Origin of the sequence: Macromonas bipunctata (assembly GCF_002837135.1) — a bacterium.
GTDB classification, from domain to species: Bacteria; Pseudomonadota; Gammaproteobacteria; order Burkholderiales; family Burkholderiaceae_C; genus Macromonas_A; species Macromonas_A bipunctata.
In genome coordinates this window covers 39338-49957 of the sequence record NZ_NWBQ01000031.1, presented here as the reverse complement: position 1 = coordinate 49957, position 10620 = coordinate 39338, and the positions used below count along the sequence as shown (strand labels likewise).

General features: G+C 66.3%; 9 protein-coding genes, 1 tRNA gene and 2 pseudogenes. 7 read left to right on the top strand and 5 right to left on the bottom strand.

Annotated elements, in window-relative coordinates:
- The 3 genes and pseudogenes from CON76_RS13765 to CON76_RS05255 form a co-directional block, all read right to left on the bottom strand.
- Nucleotides 1-228 (bottom strand): annotated as a pseudogene (locus tag CON76_RS13765) (cell division protein FtsA); the annotation flags it as partial.
- 82 nt (nucleotides 229-310) lie between these two features.
- Nucleotides 311-1645: pseudogene (gene pcnB / locus CON76_RS05260) on the bottom strand (polynucleotide adenylyltransferase PcnB); the annotation flags it as partial.
- Nucleotides 1642-2316 carry a histidinol-phosphatase gene (locus CON76_RS05255; RefSeq protein ID WP_101102336.1) on the bottom strand — a complete coding sequence of 225 codons (675 nt, stop codon included), beginning with the start codon at nucleotides 2314-2316 and terminating at the stop codon, nucleotides 1642-1644. The pseudogene pcnB and the gene CON76_RS05255, both read right to left, overlap by 4 nt.
- 133 nt (nucleotides 2317-2449) lie before the next feature.
- Between CON76_RS05255 and purM the strand changes: the two genes are divergently transcribed.
- On the top strand, nucleotides 2450-3487 hold the full coding sequence (purM, locus tag CON76_RS05250; protein WP_101102330.1) for a phosphoribosylformylglycinamidine cyclo-ligase: 1038 nt from the start codon (nucleotides 2450-2452) through the stop codon (nucleotides 3485-3487).
- A 95-nt stretch (nucleotides 3488-3582) separates the two neighbouring features.
- On the opposite strand, the gene CON76_RS05245 is transcribed toward purM, so the two are convergent.
- A complete protein-coding gene (locus CON76_RS05245; RefSeq protein WP_101102329.1) occupies nucleotides 3583-4443 on the bottom strand; it encodes a SirB1 family protein in 861 nt (286 codons plus the stop codon).
- Nucleotides 4444-4446: 3 nt separating this feature from the next.
- A complete protein-coding gene (murJ, locus tag CON76_RS05240) occupies nucleotides 4447-6009 on the bottom strand; it encodes a murein biosynthesis integral membrane protein MurJ (protein ID WP_101102328.1) in 1563 nt (520 codons plus the stop codon).
- Between the two features lie 34 nt (nucleotides 6010-6043).
- Between murJ and CON76_RS05235 the strand changes: the two genes are divergently transcribed.
- The 6 genes from CON76_RS05235 (at nucleotide 6044) to CON76_RS05210 (ending at nucleotide 10618) form a co-directional block, all read left to right on the top strand.
- Complete coding sequence (locus CON76_RS05235) at nucleotides 6044-6901, top strand: 3',5'-nucleoside bisphosphate phosphatase (protein WP_101102335.1); 858 nt, start codon at nucleotides 6044-6046, stop codon at nucleotides 6899-6901.
- A complete protein-coding gene (locus tag CON76_RS05230) occupies nucleotides 6898-7788 on the top strand; it encodes a DMT family transporter (protein ID WP_205758182.1) in 891 nt (296 codons plus the stop codon). Before CON76_RS05235 ends, CON76_RS05230 begins: the two co-directional genes overlap by 4 nt.
- A gap of 43 nt (nucleotides 7789-7831) precedes the next feature.
- The gene (locus CON76_RS05225; RefSeq protein WP_101102326.1) at nucleotides 7832-8467 is read left to right on the top strand and encodes an L-threonylcarbamoyladenylate synthase; all 636 of its coding nucleotides are present in this window, start codon (nucleotides 7832-7834) and stop codon (nucleotides 8465-8467) included.
- Nucleotides 8468-8469: 2 nt separating this feature from the next.
- A complete protein-coding gene (locus tag CON76_RS05220; RefSeq protein WP_101102325.1) occupies nucleotides 8470-9138 on the top strand; it encodes a site-2 protease family protein in 669 nt (222 codons plus the stop codon).
- Between the two features lie 61 nt (nucleotides 9139-9199).
- Nucleotides 9200-10498 (top strand): tryptophan--tRNA ligase, encoded by a 1299-nt coding sequence (locus CON76_RS05215; protein WP_101102324.1) that lies wholly within the window; start codon nucleotides 9200-9202, stop codon nucleotides 10496-10498.
- Between the two features lie 28 nt (nucleotides 10499-10526).
- Nucleotides 10527-10618 (top strand) — tRNA-Ser (locus tag CON76_RS05210).
- The last annotated feature ends 2 nt before the right edge of the window (nucleotides 10619-10620 follow it).

The window sequence follows — 10620 nt, the reverse complement described above, 5'->3', positions numbered from 1 at the left end:
AGCCGCTGCAGCTCGGCGCACCGGCTTGAGGAAGATGTCCTCGCCCAGTTCCACCATGCCCGCCATCAGGGAACTGCCGCCCGTGAGCACCACGCCCGAGGACAGGCGGTCCTCGAAGCCCGAGTCGCGGATGACTTGCTGCACCAGCAAAAAGATCTCCTCCACGCGCGGCTCGATCACCCCGGCCAGCGCCTGGCGGCTGAGCAGGCGCACGGCGCGGTCGCCCAGGACGGCCAGCGCGCGCGGCGGCACGGGCCTGGGCGGCGGCCTCGTTGCGGGCGCGCTGCTGCTCCAGGCGCATGGTTTCCAGCATGTCGCGGCGGATGGCCGGGTTGGCCAGGTGAAAGGTCTCCCACCAGTCCACCAGCTCCTCGGGCACTTCGCCGATCCTGGAGCGCAGCAGCAAGAAGTCAAACCCAGCGCGAAAGCGCGGCTGCTGCACCAGCGACATCGGCCCCTGCCCGGTGCGGCGCTCAAAGCGCGGCTGCATGGCCCAGACCTCACGCATGTCCACCGCCAGACGGCCCCGGCCCGACACGTCGCCGATGCGGGACTCGAACACGTCATCGACGGCGTTTTCCAGCGCCTCGGAGCTGGCCTGGCCCGCTTGCAGGTTGCGCTGCCACCCCTCCTGCACGTCGCGCCACAGCACGCACGCCAGCAAGAAGCTCGGCACCACGGGCTTGCCCGCCTGCACGCGGCGGTCGGTGTCCTCCAGCGCGTTGCGCACCAGCGGCTCCTCGGCGCGCTGCACCACCACCTCCAGCAGCGGGTAGATGCCGCGCGACAGGCCGGTGGCGTGCAGCTGGGCGATGCTGTCGATGGCGTGCCCAGTCTGCAGCAGCTTCATCATCTCGTCGAACAGGCGGCTGGGCGGAATGTCGGCCAGCAGGTGGCGGCACGGCGCAATGGCGGCGCGGGTCTTGGCCTCGAAGGCAAAGCCCAGCCCGCTGAGCTTGGCCGCAAAGCGCACCGCCCGCACGATGCGCACCGGATCCTCGCGGTAGCGCGTGGCCGGGTCGCCAATCATGCGCAGCACGCGGTTGCGCGCGTCGCGGATGCCGTGGTGGAAATCGACCACCACCTCGGTGTCCGGGTCGTAGTACATGGCGTTGATGGTGAAGTCGCGCCGCGCCGCGTCGTGCTCGATGCTGCCCCACACGTTGTCGCGCAGCACGCGGCCACTGGCGTCCACGGCGTGCGCGGTCTGCTCCAGCTGGTGGCGCTGGCTGCGCTCGTTGCCCGAGATCTGCGTCGCGTCGGCGCTGTCGAGGTGGGCGCGGAAGGTCGAGACCTCGATCACCTCGCTGCGCCGGCCTTCGCTGTGGATCACGTGCACGATGCGGAAACGCCGCCCGATGATGAACGCCTTGCGGAACAGCCGCTTGACCTGCTCGGGCGTGGCGTTGGTGGCGACGTCAAAATCCTTGGGGCGCAGGCCCAGCAGCAGGTCGCGCACCGCGCCGCCCACGATGTAGGCCTCAAAACCAGCGTCCTGCAAGGTGTAGACGGTGTCGAGCGCGCAATCGTCCACCAGCGTGCGGTCGATGCCGTGCACCTCCACGGGCACGTCCTCGCGCTGGCCAAAGAAGGAAGTCGGGGCGTCGTTCTTGCCCAGCAGTTTGTCGATGAATTTCTTGATCATGTGTGTTCGGGAAACAGATCCAGGATGCGCCAGCCGCGTTGCTGGGCAATGGCGCGCAGGCCCGCGCCGGGGTTGGTGGCCACGGGGGTGTGGGCGCGCTCCAGCAGCGGCAGGTCGTTGGTGGAGTCGGAATAGAAGGTCATGTCCACGTCGTCCCAGCCGTGGCCGCGTTCGGCCAGCCACTGCTGCACGCGCGTGACCTTGCCGTCGCGGAACGACGGCGTGCCCCGGATCTCGCCGGTGAACCAGCCGTCGGCGCCGCGTTCCAGCTCCACCGCAATCAGCTCGGTCACGCCCAAGGCCTGGGCAATCGGGCGTGTCACAAATTCGTTGGTGGCGGTCACGATCACCACCTGGTCGCCCGCGTCGCGGTGCTGGGCAATCAAGTCCAGCGCCGGCGGCAGGATGGCGGGGCGGATCACCTCGGCCATGAAGCGCTCGTGGGCCTGCGCTGCCGCCTGCGGGCCTTGCTGGCGCACGGCGTCGATGGCAAAGCGCACGTAGTCGTGTACGTCCAGCGTACCGGCCTGGTAGTGGGCAAAGAATTCGTCGTTGCGGCGCGTGAAGGCGTCGGGGTCGGTCCAGCCGATGCGCGTGGTGAACTGGCCCCAGGCGTAATCGGAGTCCAGCGGCAACAGGGTGTGGTCGAGGTCAAACAGGGCCAGTTTCATGGGCAGATCGGTCTTTCGGGGAAGGTGGCCCGGGCGTGTGGGCCAGTGCTGGCGCAGGCGCAAGTGGGTGGGCAGGCACGCAGGAGCCTTAAAATGGGGCAAATTTTATCGGGCTTCCACTTTCTACCCATTTATGACAACGACTCCCCTCTCCTACAAAGACGCCGGCGTGGACATCGTCGCAGGCGACGCGCTGGTTGAACGCATCAAGCCGCTGGCCAAAAAGACCATGCGCGAAGGCGTGCTGGCCGGCATTGGCGGCTTTGGCGCGCTGTTCGAGGTGCCCAAGCGCTACCAAGAGCCAGTGCTGGTGAGCGGCACCGACGGCGTGGGCACCAAGCTCAAGCTGGCGTTCGAGTGGAACATGCACGACACCGTGGGCATCGACCTGGTGGCCATGAGCGTGAACGACGTGCTGGTGCAGGGCGCCGAACCGCTGTTCTTCCTCGACTACTTTGCCTGCGGCAAGCTGGACGTGGACACCGCCGCCGCCGTGGTGGGCGGCATTGCCAAGGGTTGCGAGCTGTCGGGCTGTGCGTTGATCGGTGGTGAAACCGCCGAAATGCCCGGCATGTACCCGGCGGGCGAGTACGACCTGGCCGGTTTTGCCGTCGGCGCGGTCGAGAAATCCAAGATCCTGACCGGCCAGAACGTGCAAGCGGGCGACGTGGTGCTGGGCCTGGCCAGCCACGGCGTGCACTCCAATGGCTTCAGCCTGGTGCGCAAGTGCATCGAACGTGCCGAGGCCGCCGGTACCCTGCCCGCCACGCTGGACGGCATGCCCTTCAAAGAAGCGGTGATGCGCCCGACCCGCCTGTACGTGAAGAACGTGCTGGCCGCGCTGGCCCAGCACCCCATCAAGGCGCTGGCCCACATCACGGGCGGTGGTTTGCTCGAAAACATCCCGCGCGTGCTGCCTGAAGGCACCGCCGCGCACCTGACCAAAGGCAGCTGGCCGCAAAGCGAACTGTTCGCGTGGCTGCAAGCCACCGCTGGCATTGACGACATCGAAATGAACCGCACCTTCAACAACGGCATCGGCATGGTGGTGGTGGTCGATGCCGCCCACGCTGCGGCCACCGCCGCCACCCTGCACGAGCTGGGAGAGACCGTGTACGACATCGGCGTGATTGCCCCGCAGGGCGACGGCGCGCAGGTGGTGGTGGCGTAAGCCGCACCGCTTTCACCAGCAGCACAACGGGGCACGGGGCCATAAGCCCCTGCCCCGTTTTTCATTTGGCCCGCAAGTGTTGTTCGGTCAGGTGTTCAGCGGATGCGGGACACCCGGCGCAGCTCCGCCACCAGGGTGGTGATCACGTCCAGGTCGGGCGGATCCTCGGTGTGCTCCAGGTAGGCAGTCAAGTCGGCCAAGGCAAATTCGGGCCGATCCAATTCGGCCCACGTCAAGCCCCGGTCGCGGCGCTCGTCCCAGGCCTCGGGCAGCAGCAGTACCAGGCGCTGCGTCACACCCAGCAGACGCGGCCAGTCGCGGTGCTGGTGGTACAAAATCTTCAGGTGCAGCAGCAGCGATGCCACCATCTCGCGCGGTGTGCAAGGCACCAGGTACAAGTCCACCGGCACATCAAACTCCCCCACCAGGCCGTGGTGGCGCTTGAACGGCTCCAGCCGCTCGTTGAGGTCGTCGCGCGCCAGCGACTGGCCCGTGAGCGGATCCATGATCACCTGCCCCTGCGGCAGCGTCACCTTGAGCATGAAGTGCAGCGGAAAATTGATGCCCTGCGCCTTGAGGCCAATGCCGCGCGCCAGCTCCAGCCACAACGCCGCCAGCACCACCGCCACGCCACGGCGCGTGCGCAGCACCACGTGCAGGTGGCTGTAGCTGGGGTCGTTGACCTGGTGGTTGACGTCGCCGCCAAAGCCCAGATCAATGAAGAAGAAGCGGTTGAGCAGCCGCAGCCGCTGCAACGGCGAGGCGTCGGGGGCCAAACGGCGGCGCAGGCGCTCCAGCCACTCGTCGAGCTGGTCTTGCACCTGCTGCACGTCCAGGTCGGGGTGGTCGTCCAGCGCCACCGCCGCGATGGCTTCCAGCAGCGGAAACTCCGTATCACTGGCCACCAGGGTGGCAAAGTAGTCCAGCGGTGAGGGGGAAGAAAAAGTGAGCGCCATGCCCTACTTTCGCACAAAACGGCGCAAGTTCAAGCCCGTCAGGTGCAACAGGCCCAAGTACAGCACCGCCGCACCCAGCAGCGCCAGCGCCAGCCAGCCCAGGCGCAGCGCCCAGTGGCTGGGCGCCAGCCAGTCGATGTAGCGCACCCACGCCAGCAAGTACACCGCCAGCAAGGCGCTGGCCGCCACCACCTGCGCCACAAAACGGCCCCAGCCTGGCAGCGGCTGGTAGATCTGGCGCCGCAGCAAGCCCCACAGCAGCCACGATGCGTTAAGCAACGCGCCCAACCCAATCGCCAGCGCCAGCCCGGCGTGCGCCAGTAGCGGCACCAGCAACAGATTGAACCCTTGGGTACACAGCAGCACCACCACCGCGATCTTGACCGGGGTCTTGATGTTCTGGCTGGCGTAGAAACCCGGCGCCAGCACCTTGATCGCGATCAACCCCAGCAGGCCCACGCCGTAACCCATCAGCGCGATGGAAGTCTGCTGCACGTCGGCCTGGGTGAAGGCGCCGTAGTGGTACAGCGCCGCCACCAGCGGCTGGGCAAACGCCAGCAAACCCACGGCACACGGCATCGCCAGCAGCACCACCCAGCGCAGGCCCCAGTCCAGCAACTCGCTGTAACGGGCGGCATCGTTGGCCGCCTTGGCCGCCGACAGTTGCGGCAACAGCACCACGCCCAACGCCACGCCCAGCAACGCGGTCGGGAACTCCATCAGCCGGTCGGCGTAGGTCAGCCAGCTCACGCTGCCCGTGCCCAGATGCGAGGCAATCTGCGTGTTGATGAGCAACGAAATTTGCGCCACACTCACCCCCAGCAAGGCGGGCACCATCAGCGTGGTGATGCGCCGCGTGCCCGGGTGCTGCCACGCCGCCTGCACGCCCGCCCAGCGCAAGCTGATGCGCGGCAACAGCCCCAGCCGCCACAGCGCGGGCACCTGCACCCCCAGTTGCAGCAGCCCCCCCAGCATCACGCCACCGGCCAGGGCGTAGATCGGCTCCACCCCCAAGCTCTTGAACCACGGCGCACCCACACCCGCCGCCAGAATCATGGCCACGTTCAGCAACACCGGCGTGGCCGCTGGCACCGCAAACCGCTTCCAGGTGTTGAGCACCCCCGCCGCCAGCGCCACCAGCGACATGAACGCGATGTACGGAAACATCCAGCGCGTCAGCACCACCGCCACCTCAAAGCCCTGCGGGTTCTGCTGCAAGCCCGAGGCCATCAGCCACACCAACACCGGCGCTGCCGCCACACCCAGAATGCACGTGGCCGTGAGTGCCCAAGCCAACACCGTGGCCACCTGGTCGATCAGCACCTTGGTGTCGTTATCGCCGTGCTTTTCACGGCTGGCCGCCAGCACCGGCACAAAGGCCTGGCTGAACGCACCTTCGGCAAACAGCCGCCGCAACAGGTTGGGAATGCGAAACGCGACGTTGAACGCATCGGTCAACGCACTGGCGCCAAAGCTGGACGCGATCAGCAACTCCCGCGCCAGCCCGGTGATGCGCGAGGCCAGCGTGAGGAGGGAAACAAGGGAGGCGGATTTGAACAGTGACACGGCGCGAGTTTAGCCGCGCCACTACAATGGTTTGGTGACTTCCATCCTCAACGCCGACCTGCACTGCCACTCCACCGTCTCCGACGGCACCCTGACGCCCGAAGCCTTGGCCGAGCGCGCCCACGCCAACGGGGTCGAGCTCTGGGCCCTGACCGACCACGACGAGGTGGGCGGCCAGCAACGCGCCATCGACGCCGCCCGCGCGCTGGGCCTGCCTTACCTGACCGGGGTTGAGATCTCCGTTACCTTTGCCCACGTCACGGTACACATCGTCGGGCTGGGGTTTGACCACACCAACGCCCAGCTGCAACAGGGCCTGCGCCAGACCCGGGGCGGACGCGGCCAACGCGCGCAGGAAATGAGCGACGGCCTGGCCAAGGTCGGCATCCAGGGCGCCTACGAAGGCGCGCTGCACCACGCGGGCAACCCGGAATTGATCTCGCGCACCCACTTTGCGCGCTTTTTGGTCGAAAACCGCATCTGCAAAGACACCAACGAAGTGTTCCGCAAATACCTGACCGAGGGCAAGCCCGGTTTTGTGCCCCACCGCTGGGCCAGCTTGGGCGACGCGGTGCGCTGGATCCGCGATGCCGGTGGCGTGGCCGTCATCGCCCACCCCGCACGCTACGACCACAGCCCCACGCAAGAATACGCGCTGTTCACCGAATTCCAGGCCCACGGCGGTCAGGCGATCGAAGTCGTCACCGGCAGCCACAGTGCCAGCGAATACGTCAAGTACGCCGACATGGCGCTCGAATTCGGCTTTGCCGCCTCGCGCGGCAGCGACTTCCACAGCCCGGACGAAAGCTACACCGACCTCGGTGCCCTGCCCCACCTCGAAGGCCGCCTGACCCCGGTGTGGGAACTGTTGCACGGGCGCGTCTTGCGGTGAACACGGCCCTGGCCGCGCAAGCACGCCAACTGCAAGGCGTGCTGCTGCTGATTCTGGCCACCGCCTGCTTTGTGGTGCTCGACAGCAGCATCAAATACCTGAGCGCCAGCGTGTCGGTGCTGCTGGCGGTGTGGTTCCGCTACCTGTTCCAGGCCGTGGCCACCACCGCCGTGGTGTTGCCGACCCGGGGCCGCAGCGTCTGGCGCACCGCCCACCCGTGGCAGCACCTACTGCGTGGCCTGTTGCTGCTGTTGACCAGTGCCATTGGCGTGCTGAGCCTCAAATTTATGCCGGTGGGCGAATTCACCGCCATCATCATGCTCACACCGCTGGCGGTGACGCTGCTGGCGGCCATCTTCTTGCACGAACAGGTCAGCCCTTTGCGCTGGCTGCTAGTGGCGGGTGGCTTTACCGGCGCGCTGCTGGTGGTGCAGCCGGGCAACTCCGACATGGACTGGAAAGTGTTGCTGCCACTGTCTGGGGTGGCGGTGTACGCGCTGTTCCAAATCCTGACCAGCCGCATGGCCCGCACCGAAGACCCCATTACCATGCACCTTTACACGGGCTGGGTGGGCACCCTCATCATGACCGCCGCCCTGCCCTGGCTGTGGCACCCCATCCCCGACGGCATGGGCCTGTGGCTGTTTGTGGCCGGCCTGATGGGCAGCGTGGGCCACTTTGTGCTGATCTTGGCCTTTGCACGCGCCCCAGCCGCTACACTGGCACCTTACCTGTACGCCCAAATTGGCTTTGCCATGCTGGCGGGCTGGCTGGTGTTTGACCACGTACCCGGCCCGCTGGAGCTGCTGGGCATTGCGCTGATTGTGGTGTGCGGTGCCAGCGGGGCATGGCTGGCCGCCCGCAGCAAAACCCCGCCGCCGGGCTGACCGCCCGTCCTCCCGTCCGTGTTGTTTGGTTCCGTAGCCCACCATGTCGCAATTTTTTGAAGTCCACCCCGACAACCCGCAACCCCGGCTGCTCAAGCAGGCCGTGCAACTGCTGCACAAAGGCGGCGTGCTGGCCGTGCCCACCGATTCAAGCTACGCGCTGGTGTGCCACCTCGACGACAAGGCCGCCGCCGACCGGCTGCGCCGCATCCGGGGTGTGGACGACAAGCACCACCTCACGCTGCTGTGCCGCGACCTGAGCGAACTGGCCAGCTACGCGCGGGTGGACAACCGCCAGTACCGCCTGCTCAAGCTCGGCACCCCCGGCCCCTACACCTTTGTGCTCGAAGCCAGCAAGGAAGTGCCGCGCCGCGTCAGCCACCCCTCGCGCAAGACCATCGGCCTGCGCGTGCCTGCACACACCACCTTGCAAGAACTGCTGGCCCTGCACGGCGCACCGCTGCTGGCCACCACCTTGATCGCACCGGGCGACACCGAACCGCTGAACGATGCGCAAGACATCCGCGAACGCTTTGAACACGAGCTGGCCGCTGTGGTGGACGCAGGGGCCTGTTCCATCCAGCCCACCACGGTGGTCGACCTGACCCCCATGGGCCACGGTGACGAACCCGAAGTGCTGCGCGAAGGCCAAGGGCCCCTGAGCGCACTGGGCCTGTGACGATGGACTTAGCCCAGATCATCCAGACCGTGGCGCTGTACGCGCTGCCGGTGCTGTTCGCCATCACCGTACACGAAGCGGCCCACGGCTACGCCGCGCGCCACTTTGGCGACCGCACCGCCGAGCTGCAAGGCCGCATCACGCTCAACCCGCTCAAGCACATCGACCCCGTGGGCACGGTGCTGATGCCACTGCTGCTGTACTTTGCCACCTCAGGGGCGTTCCTGTTTGGTTACGCCAAGCCAGTGCCGGTCAACTTTGGCCGCTTGCGCCACCCCAAGCGCGACATGGTGTGGGTGGCACTGGCCGGGCCGGGTTCCAACTTGGCTCAGGCCATCGCATGGGTGGTGCTGGGCTACCTGCTGGTGGCGTTGGGAGTGGAAGAACGCTTCTTTCTCGAAATGACCCGCGCAGGCCTGATGGTGAACTTGGTCATGTTCGCATTCAACCTGTTTCCGCTGCCGCCGCTGGACGGTGGTCGCATTCTGGTGGGGCTGCTGCCCATGCGGCAGGCGCTGCTGGTGTCGCGCGTGGAACCGTGGGGCTTTTTCATCGTCATGGCGCTGGTCATCACCGGCGTGGTGGGCAACCTGTGGCTGCGCCCGCTGATGGCGTTGACCGCTGGCCTGATCCACACCTTGCTGGCCCCGTTGCGCTGGCTGCTGCTGTGAACCCATCCGTGGCTGCCATACCCCTTTCTTGCAACCTTTCCGCTGATTCTTTGTCCCCCTTATGAGCACCTTGCGCGTTCTCACCGGCATCACCACCTCGGGCACCCCGCACTTGGGCAACTACGTCGGTGCCATCCGCCCCGCCGTGCGGGCCAGCCAGCAGGCCAACGTCGAGAGCTTCTACTTCCTGGCCGATTACCACGCCCTCATCAAAACCAGCGGCGACCCAGCCCGCATCCAGCGTTCCACGCTGGAAATTGCCGCCACCTGGATCGCCTGTGGCCTCGATCCGGCCAAGGTCACCTTCTACCGCCAGTCCGACATCCCCGAAATCCCGGAACTGACGTGGTTCCTGACCTGCATCTGCGGCAAAGGCCTGCTCAACCGCGCCCACGCCTACAAAGCCATGCTGGACAAAAATGCCGCCAGCGGTGCCGAACCCGACGACGGCGTGACCGCCGGCCTGTTCATGTACCCGGTGCTGATGGCCGCCGACATCCTCATGTTCAACGCGCACCAAGTGCCCGTGGGCCGCGACCAAATCCAGCACATCGAGATGGCGCGCGACATGGCCAGCAGCTTCAACCACCTCTACGGCGAGCACTTCACTCTGCCCGAGGCCTTGGTGGACGACCACGTGGCCACCCTGCCCGGTTTGGATGGCCGAAAAATGAGCAAAAGCTACGACAACACCATCCCGTTGTTTGCGCCGCGCGAGCAGCTCAAAAAGCTCATCCTGGGCATCGTCACCGACTCCAAAATGCCGGGCGAAGCCAAAGCCACCGAAGGCTCGGCGCTGTTCCAGCTCTACCAAGCCTTTGCCACCCCGGCAGAAACCGCCGCTTTTGCGCAAGCGTTTGCTGATGGCATTGCCTGGGGCGAGGCCAAGCAGCAACTGTTCGACCGCATCGACCGCGAAATTGCCCCGCTGCGCGCCACCTACGACGACCTGATGGGCCACCCAGAACGCGTGGAAGCCCTGTTGCAAGCCGGTGCCGCCAAGGCCCGCGCCATTGCCACGCCACTGGCGGCACGGGTCAAGCACGCCGTGGGCCTGCGCCCGTTGCAAGCCGCCAGCGCCAGCACCACCGCCAAGGCCGACAAAGCCGCGTTGCCCACCTTCAAGCAATACCGCGAGAAGGATGGCCTGTTCTACTTCAAGCTCGCCAGCGCCCAAGGCCACGTCCTGCTGCAAAGCAGCGGCTTTGCCGCTCCCAAAGAGTGCGGCCAGGCCATTGCCCAACTCAAAACCCACGGCTACAGCGCCAGCCCCGCGCTGCACCCGCAATGCCAGCTGAGCGATGGCACCAGCGCCACCGATGCCGACACCGCCCTGCAAACCTTGCGGGATGCCACCTGACATCTGCTAGAATCCCGGCTTCGGCTGCGGAAAGATGGCAGAGTGGTCGAATGCGCCGGACTCGAAATCCGGTATACAGTTTTTGCTGTATCGAGGGTTCGAATCCCTCTCTTTCCGCCACA